The 17,337-nt window shown below is 58.7% G+C and carries 24 protein-coding genes; 16 read left to right on the forward strand and 8 right to left on the reverse strand.

Features of this window, described 5'->3' with window-relative positions:
- Positions 1–12 precede the first annotated feature (12 nt).
- Positions 13–987 carry a glutathione S-transferase family protein gene (locus BM069_RS09725; RefSeq protein ID WP_093323287.1) on the reverse strand — a complete coding sequence of 325 codons (975 nt, stop codon included), beginning with the start codon at positions 985–987 and terminating at the stop codon, positions 13–15.
- A 206-nt stretch (positions 988–1,193) separates the two neighbouring features.
- On the opposite strand from BM069_RS09725, the gene BM069_RS09730 reads away from it, so the two are divergent.
- Positions 1,194–1,547, forward strand: a complete 354-nt coding sequence (locus BM069_RS09730; protein ID WP_093323289.1) for a hypothetical protein — start codon at positions 1,194–1,196, stop codon at positions 1,545–1,547.
- 48 nt (positions 1,548–1,595) lie between these two features.
- Here the strand turns inward: BM069_RS09730 and BM069_RS09735 are convergent, their stop codons facing one another.
- Complete coding sequence (locus BM069_RS09735) at positions 1,596–2,768, reverse strand: MalY/PatB family protein (protein WP_093323290.1); 1,173 nt, start codon at positions 2,766–2,768, stop codon at positions 1,596–1,598.
- Between the two features lie 102 nt (positions 2,769–2,870).
- Between BM069_RS09735 and def (BM069_RS09740) the strand changes: the two genes are divergently transcribed.
- From def (BM069_RS09740) to BM069_RS09765, 6 genes are all read left to right on the forward strand, one after another.
- Positions 2,871–3,383, forward strand: coding sequence for a peptide deformylase (gene def, locus BM069_RS09740; RefSeq protein ID WP_093323574.1), 513 nt, complete (start codon positions 2,871–2,873; stop codon positions 3,381–3,383).
- Positions 3,380–3,871, forward strand: coding sequence for a peptide deformylase (gene def, locus BM069_RS09745; RefSeq protein ID WP_093323292.1), 492 nt, complete (start codon positions 3,380–3,382; stop codon positions 3,869–3,871). Before def (BM069_RS09740) ends, def (BM069_RS09745) begins: the two co-directional genes overlap by 4 nt.
- Complete coding sequence (gene def, locus BM069_RS09750) at positions 3,868–4,362, forward strand: peptide deformylase (protein ID WP_093323293.1); 495 nt, start codon at positions 3,868–3,870, stop codon at positions 4,360–4,362. The genes def (BM069_RS09745) and def (BM069_RS09750) overlap by 4 nt, the downstream gene beginning before the upstream one ends.
- 23 nt (positions 4,363–4,385) lie before the next feature.
- On the forward strand, positions 4,386–5,291 hold the full coding sequence (gene fmt / locus BM069_RS09755) for a methionyl-tRNA formyltransferase (protein ID WP_093323295.1): 906 nt from the start codon (positions 4,386–4,388) through the stop codon (positions 5,289–5,291).
- 10 nt (positions 5,292–5,301) lie between these two features.
- Complete coding sequence (locus BM069_RS09760; RefSeq protein ID WP_093323296.1) at positions 5,302–5,538, forward strand: hypothetical protein; 237 nt, start codon at positions 5,302–5,304, stop codon at positions 5,536–5,538.
- A 134-nt stretch (positions 5,539–5,672) separates the two neighbouring features.
- Positions 5,673–6,725, forward strand: coding sequence for a glycosyltransferase family 2 protein (locus BM069_RS09765; protein WP_093323297.1), 1,053 nt, complete (start codon positions 5,673–5,675; stop codon positions 6,723–6,725).
- A gap of 26 nt (positions 6,726–6,751) precedes the next feature.
- Here BM069_RS09765 and rnhA read toward each other — a convergent pair whose 3' ends face one another.
- Genes rnhA through ispH form a run of 5 tightly spaced genes read right to left on the reverse strand, consistent with a single transcriptional unit; the run spans position 6,752 to position 9,842 of the window.
- Positions 6,752–7,210, reverse strand: coding sequence for a ribonuclease HI (gene rnhA / locus BM069_RS09770; protein WP_093323298.1), 459 nt, complete (start codon positions 7,208–7,210; stop codon positions 6,752–6,754).
- Entirely contained in the window at positions 7,203–7,808 is a 606-nt protein-coding gene (locus BM069_RS09775) for a class I SAM-dependent methyltransferase (protein WP_093323300.1), read from the reverse strand. The genes rnhA and BM069_RS09775 overlap by 8 nt, the downstream gene beginning before the upstream one ends.
- Entirely contained in the window at positions 7,805–8,419 is a 615-nt protein-coding gene (locus tag BM069_RS09780) for a LysE family translocator (protein ID WP_093323301.1), read from the reverse strand. The genes BM069_RS09775 and BM069_RS09780 overlap by 4 nt, the downstream gene beginning before the upstream one ends.
- A 20-nt stretch (positions 8,420–8,439) precedes the next feature.
- Positions 8,440–8,892, reverse strand: a complete 453-nt coding sequence (locus BM069_RS09785) for a DUF3429 domain-containing protein (RefSeq protein WP_093323303.1) — start codon at positions 8,890–8,892, stop codon at positions 8,440–8,442.
- Positions 8,889–9,842 carry a 4-hydroxy-3-methylbut-2-enyl diphosphate reductase gene (ispH, locus tag BM069_RS09790; protein ID WP_093323304.1) on the reverse strand — a complete coding sequence of 318 codons (954 nt, stop codon included), beginning with the start codon at positions 9,840–9,842 and terminating at the stop codon, positions 8,889–8,891. Before ispH ends, BM069_RS09785 begins: the two co-directional genes overlap by 4 nt.
- A 174-nt stretch (positions 9,843–10,016) precedes the next feature.
- Here ispH and BM069_RS09795 point away from each other — a divergent pair, with 174 nt between their 5' ends.
- Positions 10,017–10,460, forward strand: a complete 444-nt coding sequence (locus BM069_RS09795) for a c-type cytochrome (RefSeq protein ID WP_093323306.1) — start codon at positions 10,017–10,019, stop codon at positions 10,458–10,460.
- A 62-nt stretch (positions 10,461–10,522) separates the two neighbouring features.
- Here the strand turns inward: BM069_RS09795 and BM069_RS09800 are convergent, their stop codons facing one another.
- Positions 10,523–11,098, reverse strand: a complete 576-nt coding sequence (locus BM069_RS09800) for a LabA-like NYN domain-containing protein (protein ID WP_093323307.1) — start codon at positions 11,096–11,098, stop codon at positions 10,523–10,525.
- A gap of 152 nt (positions 11,099–11,250) precedes the next feature.
- Here BM069_RS09800 and folK point away from each other — a divergent pair, with 152 nt between their 5' ends.
- From folK to BM069_RS09840, 8 genes are all read left to right on the forward strand, one after another.
- Positions 11,251–11,811, forward strand: coding sequence for a 2-amino-4-hydroxy-6-hydroxymethyldihydropteridine diphosphokinase (gene folK / locus BM069_RS09805; protein WP_093323309.1), 561 nt, complete (start codon positions 11,251–11,253; stop codon positions 11,809–11,811).
- A gap of 72 nt (positions 11,812–11,883) precedes the next feature.
- Positions 11,884–12,237, forward strand: a complete 354-nt coding sequence (gene rpoZ / locus BM069_RS09810; protein WP_093323310.1) for a DNA-directed RNA polymerase subunit omega — start codon at positions 11,884–11,886, stop codon at positions 12,235–12,237.
- Between the two features lie 24 nt (positions 12,238–12,261).
- Positions 12,262–14,424: a RelA/SpoT family protein gene (locus BM069_RS09815; RefSeq protein WP_093323312.1), complete on the forward strand. Its 2,163-nt coding sequence runs from the start codon at positions 12,262–12,264 to the stop codon at positions 14,422–14,424.
- A gap of 20 nt (positions 14,425–14,444) precedes the next feature.
- Positions 14,445–15,125 carry a DUF2062 domain-containing protein gene (locus BM069_RS09820; protein WP_093323313.1) on the forward strand — a complete coding sequence of 227 codons (681 nt, stop codon included), beginning with the start codon at positions 14,445–14,447 and terminating at the stop codon, positions 15,123–15,125.
- Positions 15,126–15,192: 67 nt separating this feature from the next.
- Positions 15,193–15,927 carry a pyridoxine 5'-phosphate synthase gene (locus BM069_RS09825; RefSeq protein WP_093323315.1) on the forward strand — a complete coding sequence of 245 codons (735 nt, stop codon included), beginning with the start codon at positions 15,193–15,195 and terminating at the stop codon, positions 15,925–15,927.
- Positions 15,924–16,550, forward strand: coding sequence for a LysE family translocator (locus tag BM069_RS09830; RefSeq protein WP_093323316.1), 627 nt, complete (start codon positions 15,924–15,926; stop codon positions 16,548–16,550). Before BM069_RS09825 ends, BM069_RS09830 begins: the two co-directional genes overlap by 4 nt.
- Before the next feature lie 8 nt (positions 16,551–16,558).
- Positions 16,559–17,017: an ABZJ_00895 family protein gene (locus tag BM069_RS09835; protein ID WP_093323318.1), complete on the forward strand. Its 459-nt coding sequence runs from the start codon at positions 16,559–16,561 to the stop codon at positions 17,015–17,017.
- Positions 17,014–17,325: a Dabb family protein gene (locus BM069_RS09840; protein WP_093323319.1), complete on the forward strand. Its 312-nt coding sequence runs from the start codon at positions 17,014–17,016 to the stop codon at positions 17,323–17,325. The genes BM069_RS09835 and BM069_RS09840 overlap by 4 nt, the downstream gene beginning before the upstream one ends.
- The last annotated feature ends 12 nt before the right edge of the window (positions 17,326–17,337 follow it).

Consider the following 17,337-nt stretch of genomic DNA (forward strand, 5'->3'; position numbering starts at 1 on the left):
GCTTGGCAAGCGTTAGCCGCGCCCGTGCGGCGCGTCGTAGTCGAGATGCGGATTGATCGGCACGATGCGGTGCGGATTGATGCTCTCGTGGCTGTAGTGATAGTGGCGCACGATGTGGGCCATGTTCACTGTCTCTGCCACACCCGGCATCTGATAAAGCTCGCGGGTATAGGCCCAGAGGTTAGGATAATCCACGATGCGGTTGCGGTTGCATTTGAAATGCAGGTGATAGACCGGATCAAAGCGAATGAGCGTTGTGAAAAGCCGCCAGTCGGCTTCAGTCAACTTGTCACCCATTAGGTAGCGGTTTTGCGATAGGCGGTCTTCCAGCCAATCCAGCGTATCAAAAAGTGGATGCACGGCGGCGTCATAGGCTGCCTGTGTGGTGGCAAAACCTGATTTGTAGACCCCGTTGTTGAGCGTGTCGTAAATCCGCGCGTTGACCTCTTCGATCGCGTCGCGCTCCGTCTCGGGCCAGTAGTCGTCCGTGTTGCCGGTGATGGTGTCAAAGGCCGAGTTGAACATGCGGATGATCTCGGCGCTTTCGTTGCTGACGATTGTCTCGCGCTGTTTGTCCCAGAGGATCGGCACGGTCACGCGGCCAGAATAGGTCGGATCGGCCTTCGAGTAGATGCTGTGCGCATGGCCGAGGCCATAAAGCGTGTCGCCGGTTGCGCCCTGATCGTCGGTGGCGAAGTGCCAGCCCTGATCCAGCATATCGGGGTGAACGGCGGAGACTGTGATGTGATCGGTCAGCCCCTTGAGGGCGCGAAAGATCAGCGTGCGGTGCGCCCATGGGCAGGCATAAGAAACATAGAGGTGGTAACGCCCGCTTTCGGCTTTGAAGCCGTTGCTGCCACTTAGCCCAGCGGAGCCGTCTGGGGTGATCCAGTTGCGGAACTGGCTGGCGGAGCGCACAAATTTGCCGCCCGAGGATTTGGTGTCATACCATTGATCCACCCATTTTCCGTCTACCAAAAGGCCCATGTGTCTCTCCGAGTTTACGCGTTTGACCGCAACCTAGTCCCGCTTCGTATTCAATAAAACCGCGCCCACCGCAAAGCGGTTGCGCGTCTATGCACAGACCGTGGGTGATCCGCAGTAAACCGCCAAAGACGGTTTGTTTACAGAATCTTGGCTTGACCATGCTGCACTGGGTGCCAAATTAGAAAGTAGAAATTGGAGACGCTGCCATGAGTACCTATTTGCCGCCCGACGTTCAGGCCGGACTTGATGCCGCCCGCAAGAAAGCGCTGAAACAGCGGCACAAGTTGCGTGTCGAAGCGGATGGGCGCAGCTTTCGCGTGATCCGGTTTGAGGATGACGGGTTTACACTCGACATCGAGGACGCTCCGCATCTGCGCGGGCTGGTGGATGTCTATGACGGCGGCAAGCAGCTTTATCAGTGCCTGATTGTGGCGACCGAAGAGCAGGGCGACGAGATGCGCTACGAGTTCAAACGTCACACGCTGGCGACGGACAGCGCGCCAGTGGATTTTGAGCGTGCGAGCGAGGCCCCGGTGGCGTTGCTGGGGAAAGAGGGCTGAGGGGGCTGGCCCGGCGGCGCTGAGCGCCTTGATTCCGGGCCATGACCTTTACTGCAAATCAGAAAACGCGTCTGCCAGTCGTTCACAGGCTTCTTGCACCCGTGCGCGCGGGGTGGCGATGTTGAAGCGGAGGTAGTTTTCGCCACCCGTGCCAAAGGTCGGGCCGTGGTTCACGGCGATGCGGGCACCTTGCTCGACGCGCTTGGTGAATTCCTCGCGCGCCATTCCGGTACCGGAGAAATCGACCCAGCTGAGGTAGGTCGCTTCCAGCTCCATCGACGCCAGCCCCGGAATGTTGGCTATGGCCGTATCCAGCAGTTTTCGGTTGCCGTCCAGATAGACCACCAGATCATCCACCCACGCAGCCCCCTCAGGCGAGTAGGCGGCCTCTGCCATGAAGAGGCCAAAGCTGTTGGGCGAGAGGCCCAGAGCCGCCATGCGGCCAGCGAAATTGGCGCGAAGATCAGGATCAGGGATGATCACGTTGCCGGAATGGCTGCCAGCGATGTTGAAGGTCTTGGTGGTGGCGGTCATCATCACCAGACGGTTCATGATGGACGCGTCCACATTGGCCATCGGGATATGCGTATTGCCCGCGAAGACCAGATCGTGGTGGATCTCGTCGCTCACCAGAATGAGGTCGTGGCGTTTGCAGAAGTCCGCAACGCCTTGCAGCTCGTCGCGGGTCCAGACGCGGCCGCCGGGGTTGTGGGGCGAGCAGAGGATGAACATGGTTTCATGTCCCTTCATCTGCGCATCCCAAGCGTCAAAATCCATCTCGTAGCGGCCATCGTTCTGCGCCAGCTGGCATTCGACCACCTCGCGGCCAGCGGCTTTGATGACCTTGGCAAAGGCGTGATAAACCGGCGTCATCAGAACCACACCGTCGCCCGCCTTGGTGAAGGCATCCACGCACATGGCGGTACCGTTCACGAGGCCATGCGTGGTGAAAATCTCATTGCGTTCGACGGACCAGCCATGGCGCTCTTTCATCCACCAGCGGATGGCATCCAGATAGGCGGCATCGTCGCCGTAATAGCCGTAAACGCCCATGTCGTTCATCTTGACCAGAGCGTCCGACACGCATTGCGGCGGGCGGAAATCCATATCGGCCACCCACATGGCAATCCCGTCCTTGGCTGGCACGCCATAGATCGGCTCCATCATGTCCCATTTCACGGAATGGGTGCCAAAGCGGTCGATGATCTCGTCAAAGCTCATTTGAGTGGGTCCTTTGCTGGAAATGAACGCGGTGACGCTACCTGATTGGCGGGCATGCGCAACCCCGTTGCGTCAAATGCAATGCTGTCATAGATGGAGGCCATGAAACGTCAAATCCTGATCCACCCCGATCCCCGCCTGAAAAAGGTCTGCGCGCCGGTTGCCGACTTGAGCGATGAATTGCGCACGCTGGCCGAGGATATGCTTGAAACCATGTATGACGCGCCGGGCATTGGGCTGGCTGCGCCGCAGATTGGCGTGTTGGACCGGTTGATCGTGATGGATTGCGTCAAAGAAGGCGAACCTGAGCCGATGGTGATGTTCAATCCCGAGGTTCTGGGCAGCTCTGATGACACCAACGTCTATGAAGAAGGCTGTTTGTCGATTCCTGAGCAATATGCAGAGGTCACCCGCCCCAAAGAGGTGCGTGTCGGCTGGATCGATATGGACGGCAACCCGCAAGAAAAAGACTTTGACGGTTTGTGGGCGACCTGCGTGCAGCACGAGATCGACCATCTGAACGGCAAGTTGTTCATAGATTATCTTGGTCCGATGAAACGCCAGATGATGACCCGCAAGTCCCAGAAGATGAAGCGCGAGATGGCGCGGGGATGAGCGTTCTGCCCATAGTTTGGTGGCCGGATGACCGGCTGTCCACCGTCTGCGCCAACGTCGGAGATGCGGACATTCGCGAACTGGCGGGCAAGATGCTGGACACCATGTATGCCGCGCCGGGACGTGGATTGGCGGGGCCGCAGGTCGGTGATCTGCGCCGCCTGTTTGTGATGGACGTGACATGGAAAGAGGGCCCGCGCACACCGATGGTTTTTGTTGATCCGGTGATCACATCCAAAAACGACACGGTGGCCTCGATGGACGAAGTTTGCCTCTCCATTCCCGACTTGATGGTGCCGGTGGTGCGGCCAACGGAGATTGCCGTGACGTGGCGCGATGAAAATGGCGTCGCACAGTCCGGCGATTTCGATGGATTTGCCGCCCGCTGTATCCAGCATGAGATGGATCATCTGGACGGTGTGGTAACGCTGGACCATCTTGATGCCGATAGCCGCGCAACCCTGCTTGAAGGATATAACCCCAAATGACCGTTCGCCGTTGCATCCCATGGCCCGATAAACGTCTGCGTACCGCTGCCGAGCCTGTGGCTGAGATCACCGATGAGGTGCGGCAGGTCTGGGACGATCTGATCGAGACCATGTATGCCATGCCCGGTGTCGGCATGGGGGCCAACCAGATTGGCGTCATGCTGCGCCTTGCGGTGGTGGATGCCACCGAGGAGGGCAATCAGGCGATCCGCATGGCGAACCCTGAAATCCTGCATGCGTCGGTGCAGTTGCGCGACCATGAAGAGGCCAGCCCCAACCTTGTGGGAGTTTCCGCCAAGATCAGCCGCCCGCGTGCGGTGACCGTGCGCTATATGGATGAGAATGGCGAGACGGTAGAGAAAGACTTTGTCGGGCTCTGGGCGACCTCGGTGCAGCATCAGATCGATCACATCAACGGCAAGATGTATTTCGACCATCTCAGCAAAACCAAGCGGGATATGTTGATCAAAAAGGCCCGCAAACAGCGCTGAGGCGCCGCAGACAGGAGAGCCACATGCGTATCGTTTTTATGGGAACGCCCGAGTTTTCGGTGCCGGTTCTGGAGGCGCTGATTGACGCGGGCCATGAGATCGCCGCCGTCTATTGCCAGCCGCCGCGCCCTGCGGGACGTGGCAAGAAGGACCGCCCGACGCCGGTGCACGCGCGGGCCGAAGAATTGGGGCTTGAGGTGCGCCACCCTGTGTCGCTGCGCAATGCCGAGGCACAAGCGGAGTTTGCGGCGCTGAACGCGGATATCGGTGTGGTTGTGGCCTATGGGCTGATCCTGCCGCAGGCCATTCTGGATGCGCCCAAACACGGCTGTCTGAACATTCACGCGAGCCTTCTGCCGCGTTGGCGTGGTGCCGCGCCGATCCATCGGGCGATCATGGCGGGTGATGCGGAAACCGGCGTGTGCATCATGCAGATGGACGCGGGGCTGGACACCGGCGACGTGCTGTTGCGGCGCGAGATTGCGATTGGCGCGACAGAGACCACGGCAGAGTTGCACGACCGCCTGTCGGTGCTGGGCTCAGACGCGATTGTCGATGCCTTGGCGCAACTGCCTGCGTTGGAGCGGGAGCCGCAGCCCGACGCGGGTGTAACCTATGCCGAGAAGATCGACAAATCGGAGGCCAAGATCGACTGGTCCGCGCCTGCAGAAGACGTGGACCGGAAAATCCGAGGTCTGTCGCCATTTCCCGGAGCCTGGACCGAGATCGATGGGCAGCGGGTGAAGCTGCTGGCCTCGCAGCTGGCCGAGGGGCAAGGGGCTGCGGGCACGGTTCTGGATGACGCGTTGACGGTTGCCTGCGGTCTGGGCGCTGTGCAGCTTCTGCGCTTGCAACGGGCAGGCAAGGGCGCGCAAGATGCAGATATCTTTTTGCGGGGCTTTCCGCTTTCGGCTGGCCAATCTCTCTGAGGAAACGCCTATGTTTTTTGCCTTTTTCGGCACCGTGATCATCGCAGGCATCATCGGCTATGCTGCCGAGCGTTCTGGGTTTACCCACAACGGCTATATTCCTTCGATCATCATTTGTATTGGCGGGGCCTTCCTGTTTTTCATGGTGAGCCGGATGTTTCACATCGGTTTTGGCAGTCCGGGTATGAATGCGATTGTGTCCTCTGTAGGGGCGTTGATCATCGTGCCCACGCATTTTCGGCGTTAAGGCCGCTGTGGCACAGAGGCCGCGAAAGCCCTTGATTCAATTAAAAATGTAGACGTCTACCCTGCCTGCTTGCTACCTTGCCGGCAAAACTAGGGTGGCCGCAAAGAGCTGCCCACGAGCAAAAGGCAGAGATAGTGGCTTTCTTCGGATTTGGCAGCGACTCCGCTGCGCCCAAAGTGACCGTCGTCACCACCATGAAAGACGAGGGTGCTTACATTCTCGACTGGGTGGCGCATTACAAAGCGCTGGGCGCAACGGATATCGTAGTGTTTACAAACGATTGCAGCGATCAGACCGACTTGATCCTGCGCAACCTCAATCGCATGGGCGAAGTGCACCACCGGTTCAACCGGGTGATGAAGCGCGGCCCACACAAGAGCGCTTTGATGTGGGCACAGCATGAGCCTTGTGTGCGCGACGCGGATTATATTCTTGTGGTGGACGTCGATGAGTTCCTGCAAATCGGAGTCGGCGACGGGACGTTTAAGGCGCTGATTGAACGTCATCCCGACGCGGATGCGATTTCGCTGGTCTGGCGTATCTTTGGAAATGCGGGGATCGAAGAGATCAGCGACATGCCTGTGCCGCAACAGTTCACCAAGGCCGAGCCGGAAGTGCCGCCTGCGGACAAACGCCCGCATCGTTTCTTCAAGACGCTGTTTCGCAACAATGAGAAATTCAACCGAATGGGTGTCCACCGCCCGTTTGTTGAACCAGAGGCCGCCGACATCAATTGGGTGACGCCCGACGGCACGCGTCTGGATGACCGGCAGGTCAGAGGCGCGCTGCATATCGACAAGGGTTTTGGGTATGACGTGGCGCAATTGAACCACTATGCCCTGCGGTCTCAGGACAGTTTCCTGAACAAGCAGCGTCGAGGGCGGGCCAATCATGTGAACGGCAAGCTACAGCTGCCTTACTGGGCCAAGTTTGATCAGAACCAGACAGAAGACACCCGTCTGGCAACACATTTTGACGCCGCACTGGAAGTGAAAGCGGAACTGCTTAAGGATGAGGCTCTGAAGAAGCACCATTTGGCGGCGATCGACTGGGCGCAGCGCATGGCGCAAAAGGCGCGCCGTCAGCGTCCTACCAAGATGTTTCTTGCCAAGCTTGAGGCCCGCGGAAACGTCGATGCAGTCAATGACAGCGCGCCCGACACAGAGGCGCTTCGCAAGTCAGGATAAGTGCGGGCGCGGGGAGCCCCTGCGCCTTACTTTTTTGTCTTGAAGGGTGCCATGCCGTCGCGCGCCAGTTCATCGGCGCGCTCGTTTTCGGGATGGCCAGCGTGGCCTTTGACCCATTCCCATGTCACGTCATGGCGCGCCTGTGCCGCGTCCAGCCGTTGCCAGAGTTCAACGTTCTTGACCGGCTTTTTGGCCGCGGTTTTCCACCCGTTGCGCTTCCAGCCGTGGATCCAGCCAGTGACCCCGTCTTTGACATAAGAGCTGTCGGTCACAACCGTGATTTTTGATGGGCGCTCCAGCGTTTCCAGCGCCATGATGGCAGCCATCAATTCCATCTTGTTGTTGGTGGTCTCTGCCGCGCCGCCGTTGAGCGTGCGCTCTTTGATCACGGTGTCGCCGTCTTTGGCCTGCATCAGGGTGCCCCAGCCACCTGGGCCGGGGTTTCCAGAGCAAGCGCCATCGGTATATGCAAATAAGTCAGCCATGGGCGGTGAGTATGACAAATGTGTCCTCGGTGCCAGCCAAACCTTTGCCGCTGCCGGTCCGTTGGCGGGTGACGGTAAATCCGGCGTTTTCAAGCAGTTCCATGAGTTCGTCCGGTTGGTAGTAGCTGTAGAACCGGCCAAGGTGGTCGCGGGCTTCGCCCGAGCCGAGTTTAAGGCCCAGATGCAACGCTCCCTGAGGTTTCAGAGCCGTTTTGATGCGCCTCAGATGCGCGGGAAACTCTGATTTGGGTGCATGCAGCAGCGAAAAGTTGGCCCAGATGCCATCATATTTTGCCACCGCGTCCAGTGTTTCGAATGTGCCGACGGTTACGTCGAGGTCAAACGCGGCCTTGGCCAGATCTGCCATTTCGGGAGAGGCGTCCACGGCCTCAACCGCGTAGCCGGCATCGCGGATTTTCGCGGCCCATTGGCCGGGGCCACAGCCGTAGTCCAGCACCAGACCACCGTCGGGCAGCAAGGCAAAAAGCGCTTTGAGATCGCTGAACTGATCCACGTCGATGTCGTCAATACGGGCAAATTTTTCGGCGTATTCGCCTGCGGCCTTTGCATAGACCTCCATGGTTTCACGATCGCTCATGCCCGCTCCATTGCCAAGCGCCCCGCAAGCGCAACAAAGATCGCGGCAAAGCTACGGTTGAGCCAGCGCATGACGCGTTCACTGCCAAGCAAAAGATCGCGCGCCTTGGCGGCAAAGAGGCCGTAGATCACAAAGACCGCGAATGTCATGGCCATGAAGATGCCGCCCAAAAGGGCCATTTCAAGAGTTGCGGTGGCAGGCGTGCCGCTTAGGAACGGCGGTAGAAGCGCGAGGAAGAACACCGAGAGTTTCGGGTTGAGAATATTGATCAAAGCCCCGCGTCGCGCGATCACGAATCCGGCCTGCGCGGTGCGTTCGGCCTTTACGGCAAGCGCGCCGTCGCTGCGCAGAGCCTGATAGGCGAGGTAGAGTAGGTAGGCGACACCGGCGAATTTCACCACGTTAAACAGAACAGCGGAGGTGTGCAGGACGGCGGCAAGGCCAAGGGTGGCGGCCATTAGGTGCGGTAGAATTCCGAAGGTACAGCCCAAAGCGGCCCAAAGGGCAGCGCGAGGGCCTTGACCCAAGCCCATTGCCAGCGTGTAGATCACGCCGGTGCCTGGCGCGATGACCACAACAAATGCGGTCAGTAGAAATTGCAAAGAAATCACTTCGGCCCTCCCTTCGGGGGTTAGTAGACAACTCCAACTGCAAGGCAGGTTACGACGACAGCGGTCAAAATCAACCGCAGGCGCATCCACCAAGGCGGGGTCAGGCCCCATTGGAAAAACGCGTAGTCCAGCAACAGAAGGCCAGCAAAACCGAACATCAGATTTGTGCCCGCGCTGACGGGGCCACCGCCGGTCATGAAAAACGCCCAAAGCGCGGGAATGACCGAGAGCGCATATCCCACGGCAGCGCGTGCGCCGCTTGTCTTGGTGGCAAAGCCCCAGAGCACGCCGGACATGAAGCTGAGGATCACCGAGCCATAAAACAGCTGGATATAGGGTCCAACAAAACGCGGCCCCAAGGTGGTGACACCCCAATTCTGCAAGTCGGGGTTCAGAACGGTCAAAGCGCCCCAGACAAAGGGGATCAGGCCAGCAAGGCCAAGGGCGAGCGGGGCGGTGGGAATGCGTATCATAGCTCTACGTCGCGCAGGACGCGCGGCACCTTGAAATTCACCCGCTCAACGGCGGTTTCCACGATGTCGACGGTCACATCAAACCGATCGCGAAAGGCGTCGATGACCTCATTCACAAGCACTTCGGGTGCGCTGGCACCGGCGGTGATGCCAAGCGAGGCGATACCCTCAAGCGCGCGCCAGTCGATATCGCCTGCGCGTTGCACCAGCTGGCTGTAGTCGCAGCCGTTTTTGGCGCCGACCTCCACCAGACGTTTGGAATTGGACGAGTTCGGTGCGCCGACCACCAGCATGGCGTCGACCTTGGGTGCGACCTCTTTGACCGCTTCCTGCCGATTGGTTGTGGCGTAGCAGATGTCTTCTTTGTGTGGGCCGACGATATTGGGGAACCGCGCGTTCAGCGCCGCAACGATGCCTTTGGTGTCATCCACGCTAAGCGTGGTCTGGGTGACAAAGGCCAGCTTGTCAGGGTCGCGCACATCGACGGTGGCCACGTCGACCTCGGTTTCGACCAGCAAAACCTCGCCGTCCGGCAATTGCCCCATGGTGCCGATGGTTTCCGGGTGGCCTTCGTGGCCGATCATGATGATTTGAAGCCCGTTGTCGGAGTGGCGCTCTGCCTCGATATGTACCTTGCTCACCAGAGGGCAGGTGGCGTCTACATAGATCATGTTGCGCCGTTGGGCCTCGGCCGGCACCACCTTGGCAACACCGTGGGCCGAGAAGATCACCGGACGATCATCGGGGCATTCGTCCAGTTCTTCGACAAACACGGCCCCTTTGTCGCGCAGGCCGTCGACAACGAATTTGTTGTGCACGATTTCGTGGCGGACATAGACCGGAGCGCCCCATTTGGTCAGGGCCATTTCAACGATCTTGATGGCGCGGTCAACGCCAGCGCAAAACCCGCGCGGGGCGGCAAGGTGAATGTGAAGTGGTGGCTTGGTCATATGTCTCTCCCGAACGCGCTCCACAGGTAAGGGTTTGCGCCGCTCGGGTCCAGCCTGTCCGGAGGACAGCAAAGGTGTGCACGGAAAGTTGAGCGGCAGGTGTGACCCATCTGCTTGACCTTCCAGCGCTGGAACTTGGTAGCGCGGGTCCACACTGAGACAAAAGGAGCAAAAATGCGGTGGATCATAGCAATCGGGTGCGGAGTGGCGCTGGTGGTCGGGGCGGTCTGGGCAATGCAGGGTGGCACGCAGACCGAAGGGTTACCCTACAATGATGCCGCCAGCGTCGCACGCGGGCAGGCCCTTTATGCGGAGAATTGTGCGTCTTGCCACGGGGCGGCGTTGGAAGGCGAAGACAACTGGCGTCAGCAAAAGGCCAGCGGCAGAATGCCAGCACCGCCGCATGATGCCTCGGGGCACACATGGCATCATTCCGACGACACGCTGATCGCGATCACCACTTTGGGCACGGCCGCCGTTGTCGGGCAAGGCTATGAAAGCGATATGCCAGGTTTCGGGGAGAGCCTAAGCGATCGGGACATCCGCGAGGTGCTTGGATTTATCAAAAGCACGTGGCCGGACGAGATCATCGAGCGTCACAACAGTATTGGCGGATAATCTTTGCCGAATTGGTCGCGCCGACAAGAAAAAACCGGGACCTTTGGGTCCCGGTTTTCAGATCACTTTGCAGTGTATTCTTCTTCGCGCTCACGCTCGGGCATCGGATCGCGTGGCGGGCGGCCGATCACTTCACGTAGGCCGTCGAGTTCGATGAAGTTGTCCGCCTGACGGCGCAGTTCATCAGAAATCATCGGTGGCTGGCTGCGGATCGTCGAGACAACAGACACGCGCACACCCTGACGCTGCAGGCTTTCAACGAGCGGCCGGAAATCCCCATCTCCGGAAAACAGCACGATGTGATCGACATGCGGCGCGAGCTCCATAGCGTTAACCGCCAGCTCGATGTCCATGTTGCCTTTGACCTTACGGCGGCCCTGGCTATCGGTGTATTCTTTGGCCGCCTTAGTGACCATCGTGAACCCGTTGTAATGCAACCAGTCCACTAGAGGGCGGATCGGAGAATATTCATCATTCTCCAACAAAGCGGTGTAGTAAAACGCGCGCAGCAACTTACCGCGACGCATGAACTCGGCACGCAACAGTTTGTAGTCGATGTCAAAACCCAACGCCTTGGCTGCGGCATAGAGATTCGACCCGTCTATGAACAGCGCCAGCCGTTCGTCTTTGTAAAACATCAAAATGTCCTTTCTGAGCTGTCACGCGTGGAATGTCCCGTGAGTGAAATGTTGAACGTCCGTGACAGTGCTATAAGGGTAGTGATATTTCCGGCAGCATCAAGGACAGGCCCTGTCTCTTTGGTATAGGTCTGGCAAGAAGCGGTGGAAAAGTGAATAAAAACATAATCTTAGCGCTCGGCGGGAACCTGCCGTCACAGATTGGATCGCCCATTGAGACACTGTCTGGCGCGCTGCGGTGGTTGAATGCGGGGGAAACAACTCTCCTCTCGGTGAGCCGATTCTTCGAAACCCCTTGTTTTCCTGCCGGTGCTGGACCGGATTATGTGAATGCCGCCGCCGTGATCGGGAGTTCGTTGACGCCGTCGGCATTGCTGGCGCGATTGCATGAGATCGAGGCCAAGTTTGGCCGGGAACGGGACACGCGTTGGGGCATGCGAACGCTGGATATTGATCTGCTGGCCTATGCCGATGTGGTGCTTCCGGATGCGGACATCCAACGGTCATGGCGTGACCTTCCTATGCGCGAACAGGTGCGCGCGACGCCTGATCAACTGATTCTTCCGCATCCAAGGCTACAGGACAGGGCGTTTGTTCTGGGGCCTCTCATGGACATTGCGCCACACTGGAAACACCCGTTGTTGGACAAAACCGTTGCGCAATTGCACGCGCAATTGCCCGTTGAGGACCTGAAAGCGCTAAAAAGCCTTTGAAACGCGCTTGTCACGGGTGAGAATCCCGCATAGAACCACGACTTCTGATCAGACCGTAAAATGGAGTGCCGTATGGCCCGCGTAACCGTTGAAGATTGCGTCGACAAGGTTCCGAACCGCTTCGAACTTGTAATGCTTGCCAGCCACCGCGCACGTGAAGTGTCCGCAGGTGCGGCCATCACGCTCGACCGTGACAACGACAAAAACCCCGTTGTGGCGCTGCGCGAGATTGCAGAAGAAACCCAGACTGCCGACGAGTTGCGCGAACGTCTGATCGAGGCCAACCAGAGCCAGATCGAAGTCGACGAGCCCGAAGAAGACAAAATGGCTCTGTTGATGGGTGCCGAAGCTGACGCGCCGGCGGATGACGACATGTCAGAAGAAAAGCTGCTGCGCGCGCTGATGGAAGCGCAAGGGCAGGGCTAAGCCGCGAGGCTTAAAGGAAGTTGCATGGCCAAAACAGACGACAAGGTCGCCCTTTTTCCGGCAGATGATCTTGTCGCGCTTGTCCGCGCCTACAACCCCCGTACAAACGAAGCGTTGATCCGCGCGGCCTATGACTTTGGCCGCGCGATGCACGAAGGGCAGTTCCGCCACTCCGGCGAGCCCTACTTCACTCACCCCATTGATGTCGCCTGTATTCTGGCCGAGCAGCATCTTGATGATGCCTCGATCATTACTGCTCTTTTGCATGACACGATTGAGGACACCAAAGCGTCACACGATGTGGTGGTCGAGAAGTTTGGCGAAGAGATTGCCGGCCTTGTGGATGGCGTCACCAAGTTGACCAATCTGCAACTCAGTTCGACCGAGACCAAGCAGGCGGAAAATTTCCGCAAGCTGTTCATGGCGATGTCCAAAGACCTGCGGGTTATCCTGGTCAAGCTTGCCGACCGTTTGCACAATATGCGCACGATCAAGGCGATGCGCCCTGACAAGCAGGCGCAAAAAGCGCGCGAAACAATGGATATTTATGCCCCCCTTGCGGGCCGCATGGGTATGCAGTGGATGCGCGAAGAGCTGGAAGACCTCGCGTTCAAAGTGCTGAACACCGAGGGGCGGGCGTCGATCATCCGCCGCTTTATCACGTTGCAGAAAGAAACCGGCGATGTGATCGAACGCACCACCGGCGACATGGAATCCGAACTGGAAGCTGCCGGCATCAAAGCCGCCGTCATGGGGCGCGCGAAAAAGCCGTACTCGATCTGGCGCAAGATGCAGGAAAAGGATCAGGGTTTCTCGCGGCTGTCCGACATCTATGGGTTCCGCATCATCACCGAGAGCGAGCAGGACTGTTACCGCGTTCTTGGCGTGATTCACCAACGCTGGCGTGCGGTGCCCGGGCGGTTCAAGGATTACATCAGCCAACCGAAATCCAACGGCTACCGGTCAATTCACACGACGGTTTCAGGCCGCAACGGGCGCCGCGTCGAGGTGCAAATCCGCACCCAGCAGATGCATGATGTGGCCGAGTCCGGTGTGGCGGCGCATTGGTCCTATAAGGACGGTGTGCGCGGTGAAAACCCTTTTGCCGTCGATCCGGTGAAATGGATTTCCGGTCTGACCGAACAATTTGACGCAGAAGAAGATCACGAGGATTTCCTCGAAGCTGTGAAGCTTGAGATGTATTCGGATCAGGTGTTCTGCTTCACCCCGAAGGGCGAAGTTGTGAAGCTGCCGCGCGGAGCCACGCCGATTGATTTTGCCTACGCGATTCACACGCGCATCGGACATGCCTGTGTCGGGGCCAAGATTGACCATCGTCGCGTGCCGCTTTGGACGCGGGTCAAAAACGGTCAATCCGTGGAGATCATCACCGCTGAAGGCCAGATGCCGCAGGCCACTTGGCTTGATATTGCCACCACCGGCAAGGCCCGCACGGCCATCCGCCGCGCGCTGCGCGAGTTGGATCGGGAACGCTATGTCAAGCTGGGCGGGCAATTGGCAGTGGCCGCTTTCGAGCAGGTCAACAAAAAGCCGACGGACAAAGCACTGGGGCTGGCGGTCAAACATTTCCGGCTCAAGGACAAGGACGAACTGCTGGCGCGTCTTGGGTCGGCAGAATTGAGCGGTGTCGAAGTGGTTCAGGCGGTCTATCCTGAGCTCGCGCCGCATGAGACCGAAGAAGTCACGCCGGAACGGGCTGTGATCGGCCTGTCTGCGGACCAGAGTTTTCAGCGCGCCAAATGCTGTCAGCCTTTGCCCGGGGAGCGGATTGTCGGCATCACCTATCGCGGGCAGGGCGTTGTCGTGCATGCGATTGATTGCGACAGCCTGTCCAACTACGAAGATCAGCCGGATCGCTGGCTTGATCTGCATTGGCAGGCGGGCAAGTTCAAAGCGATCTTTGAGGTCAACCTTTGGGTGACGATCGGCAATGACGCCGGGGTGCTGGGACGTATTTGCACATTGATCGGAGAGAACAAGGCCAATATCTCCAATCTAGAGTTTGTTGATCGCAAGCCTGATTTCTATCGGTTGCTTGTCGGCGTGGAGCTTGCGGATGCGGAGCATCTGCATACGCTCATGTTGGCGTTGCAAGCCGAGAACGACGTGGCCGAGATCTCTCGCTATCGCAACCCAGAGCAGGCACGCGCACCAAGCGGGACCTGACAACCGAGGACGCCCCGAAGGTGGTATTCAAGCGCCGCGACAGACGACCAATCCTTCAGGTTCTGGGGGAGTTCTTCTATCCGCGCGGTGGATGGACGCGGGCTGCACGCTATGTTCAGCACCGCCTGCGGCGTCTACCTGGCTCTCCGGAAACCATCGCTCGCGGCGTCTGGTGTGGCGTGTTTACGACCTTTACGCCTTTTTACGGGCTCCACTTTGTGGTCGCCGCCGTTCTCGCGCGCATCTTGAATGGCAACCTTCTCGCCGCCTTGCTGGCAACGTTTTTTGGCAATCCGCTGACCTATGTGCCGATTGGGGTTGTGTCTCTGAAAACAGGCCATTTCCTTTTGGGGACCGAGTTTGAAGAAGGTGAACACAAGACGCTGGGAAGCAAGTTTGCCGATGCAGGGGGCGATCTGTGGCACAACTTTTTTGCTATGTTCACAGACAAGGTCGCCGACTGGCATGGCCTGCGCATTTTTTACGATGAGGTGTTCTATCCCTATTTGATTGGCGGCATCATCCCCGGGATCCTTGCGGCGACGATTGCTTACTACCTGTCGGTGCCGGTGATCCGTGCCTATCAGAAATCCCGATCCGCGCGCATTCAGAAAAAGATCATGAAGGTGCGCGCCGCCGCTGCGGAACATGTGGCCCGCACGCAAGAAGAACAGGCGCAAAACGGCCCTCCGAAATCCTGAAAAAAACCGGTTTTCCTCTGAGCGCGCCCGCCGTAGTGTCAGGCCAACGATCACAGGAGAAAATGCCATGCTGCGCCTTGGTGTGAACATCGACCACGTTGCCACCGTGCGGAACGCACGCGGTTCTGAATATCCCGACCCCGTGCGTGCAGCGAAACTGGCCGAAGCAGCCGGAGCTGACGGCATTACCGCGCATTTGCGTGAGGACCGTCGCCACATCGCGGATGCGGATATCGATGCGCTTATGGAGGCGCTGACGGTGCCGCTGAACTTTGAGATGGCGGCTACTGAGGAGATGCAGCAAATCGCCTTGCGGCACAAACCGCATGCGGTGTGCATTGTGCCGGAGAAGCGCGAGGAACGGACGACCGAGGGCGGGCTTGAGGTCGCGCGCGAGGAAAACAAGCTGGCGCATTTCATTGCGCCATTGCGCGACGTTGGATGCCGCGTGTCGATCTTTATTGCGGCCGATCAGGCCCAGATCGAAGCTGCCAACCGTATTGGCGCGCAGGTGATTGAATTGCACACCGGAGCCTACTGCGATTTTCACGCGGAGGGTCGCTTTGAAGAGCGCGACGCAGAACTGGCGCGCCTGACCGAGATGGCGGCCTTCGCCCACTCCCTTGGGCTTGAGGTTCATGCGGGCCACGGTCTGACCTACGACACCGTTGCGCCTATCGCGGCTTTGCCGGAGGTCATGGAGCTTAATATCGGCCACTTCCTGATCGGTGAGTCGATCTTCCTGGGGCTGGATCCAGCCATCAAGGAAATGCGCCGCATCATGGATGAGGCGCGCGCGTGATCACGCCTGAGTTTATCGCGATCTGGATTGCGTGGTTGATGGCGGGCGGGTCTCCGGGGCCGGCCACCATGGGCATCGCAGGCACCGCGATGAGCGAAGGCCGACGCCCTGCCTTAGCCTTCGCGCTCGGCATCCTTGCCGGTTCGGCAAGCTGGGGCATCGCTGCGGCTTTGGGGTTGTCGGCGGTGATGCTCGCAAATGTCTGGCTCTTTGAGCTGTTGCGCTATGCAGGCGCGGCCTATCTTGGCTGGCTGGCGATTAAGGCTCTGAAACGCGCCGCTTCGCCCCAGAATGCGGCCGTCGGGACGCCGTTTAAGGGCAGTTTCCGCACCCTTTTTGCCAAAGGCGCTGCGATCCATATTACCAATCCCAAGGCCATCCTGAGCTGGGCTTCGATTTATGCGATCGTTGCACCGGCCACGGCCACACCGGCCACGCTTTTTGGATATTTCAGCTTGCTTTATGCGGGCTCAATCCTGGTCTTTGTCGGCTATGCTGTTCTGTTTTCGTCAGAACGGGTTGTGCGCGGCTACCGCCGGGCCAGCCGTGCCTTTGACCTCGCCTTTGCGGGGTTCTTTGGTTTTGCCGGCTATAAGATCCTGACGGCAAGACTTGAGAATTGAGAGATGAGATGAACCAACAGATCAACCTGCGCAAATATGCGCTTGTCTTTGTTTTGACGGTGTTTGGCCTTTTGGCAGTGGGGTTGGGTTTGAACCTGATCGGGTTTCCTTTGCCGCCAGGGCTGCAAACCTGGTTGCCGCCAGCCATTGCAGCCCTTGTGATCGGTCAAGAGGTGGCGCGGACCTCCGATGTGCCGCCGAGTGCGGGCGCCTATTGGAAAATCGGTCTGCGGCTCACTGCGGTCGCTGCTGTCTTGCATCTGATCATCGCCACGGTGGTCTTTGTTGGCCTGTCCGTGTTTGCTGGCGGCAATGTGCTGGGTCAGTTTGCGGTTGTCGGTTTGCCCGGACTTTTGATCATCGCCGGTCTCATGGTGATGGCGATTTACCTGTCCAACGTGGCGTTTCTTTGGATGGGCGTCAAAACCACGCTGCGGGCCAAGGACCGCATGGGGCGCGGCCAGTGATCCGCCATATTGTCATGCTGAGCCTGCGGCCAGCGGTACAGGCCCCGCTGGAGGTGGTGTTGGGCAAGCTTGAAGAATTGGTCAACGAGCTTGAGGGCTGTTCCAATTTTGTGGCGGGCCCCAACCGAGACTTTGAGAACAAGTCGCCGGATTACCCATTTGGCTTTATGTTTGATGCCGAAGATACGGAGGCCCTAAGGGCCTATGCAGAGCACCCACAGCATATCGCATTGGGCGGGCGACTGGTTGCGATGTGCGACGGCGGGGCCGCAGGCATCCGTGTCTATGACCTTGAGATTGCTTCCTGAAACCCAATCGGA

The sequence above is a fragment of the Shimia haliotis genome (assembly GCF_900114415.1).
GTDB classification, from domain to species: Bacteria; Pseudomonadota; Alphaproteobacteria; order Rhodobacterales; family Rhodobacteraceae; genus Shimia; species Shimia haliotis.

Bases quoted from the DNA above. Each gene is read 5' to 3' on its own strand.
- def (WP_093323293.1), top strand. From the start codon at position 3,868: ATGACCGTTCGCCGTTGCATCCCATGGCCCGATAAACGTCTGCGTACC.
- BM069_RS09730 (WP_093323289.1), top strand. From the start codon at position 1,194: ATGAGTACCTATTTGCCGCCCGACGTTCAGGCCGGACTTGATGCCGCC.
- BM069_RS09775 (WP_093323300.1), bottom strand. From the start codon at position 7,808: ATGAGCGATCGTGAAACCATGGAGGTCTATGCAAAGGCCGCAGGCGAA.
- def (WP_093323574.1), top strand. From the start codon at position 2,871: ATGAAACGTCAAATCCTGATCCACCCCGATCCCCGCCTGAAAAAGGTC.
- BM069_RS09835 (WP_093323318.1), top strand. From the start codon at position 16,559: ATGAACCAACAGATCAACCTGCGCAAATATGCGCTTGTCTTTGTTTTG.
- BM069_RS09815 (WP_093323312.1), top strand. From the start codon at position 12,262: ATGGCCAAAACAGACGACAAGGTCGCCCTTTTTCCGGCAGATGATCTT.
- BM069_RS09725 (WP_093323287.1), bottom strand. From the start codon at position 987: ATGGGCCTTTTGGTAGACGGAAAATGGGTGGATCAATGGTATGACACC.
- BM069_RS09785 (WP_093323303.1), bottom strand. From the start codon at position 8,892: ATGATACGCATTCCCACCGCCCCGCTCGCCCTTGGCCTTGCTGGCCTG.
- rnhA (WP_093323298.1), bottom strand. From the start codon at position 7,210: ATGGCTGACTTATTTGCATATACCGATGGCGCTTGCTCTGGAAACCCC.
- BM069_RS09825 (WP_093323315.1), top strand. From the start codon at position 15,193: ATGCTGCGCCTTGGTGTGAACATCGACCACGTTGCCACCGTGCGGAAC.
- def (WP_093323292.1), top strand. From the start codon at position 3,380: ATGAGCGTTCTGCCCATAGTTTGGTGGCCGGATGACCGGCTGTCCACC.
- BM069_RS09800 (WP_093323307.1), bottom strand. From the start codon at position 11,098: ATGTTTTACAAAGACGAACGGCTGGCGCTGTTCATAGACGGGTCGAAT.
- ispH (WP_093323304.1), bottom strand. From the start codon at position 9,842: ATGACCAAGCCACCACTTCACATTCACCTTGCCGCCCCGCGCGGGTTT.
- BM069_RS09760 (WP_093323296.1), top strand. From the start codon at position 5,302: ATGTTTTTTGCCTTTTTCGGCACCGTGATCATCGCAGGCATCATCGGC.
- BM069_RS09795 (WP_093323306.1), top strand. From the start codon at position 10,017: ATGCGGTGGATCATAGCAATCGGGTGCGGAGTGGCGCTGGTGGTCGGG.
- fmt (WP_093323295.1), top strand. From the start codon at position 4,386: ATGCGTATCGTTTTTATGGGAACGCCCGAGTTTTCGGTGCCGGTTCTG.
- BM069_RS09735 (WP_093323290.1), bottom strand. From the start codon at position 2,768: ATGAGCTTTGACGAGATCATCGACCGCTTTGGCACCCATTCCGTGAAA.
- rpoZ (WP_093323310.1), top strand. From the start codon at position 11,884: ATGGCCCGCGTAACCGTTGAAGATTGCGTCGACAAGGTTCCGAACCGC.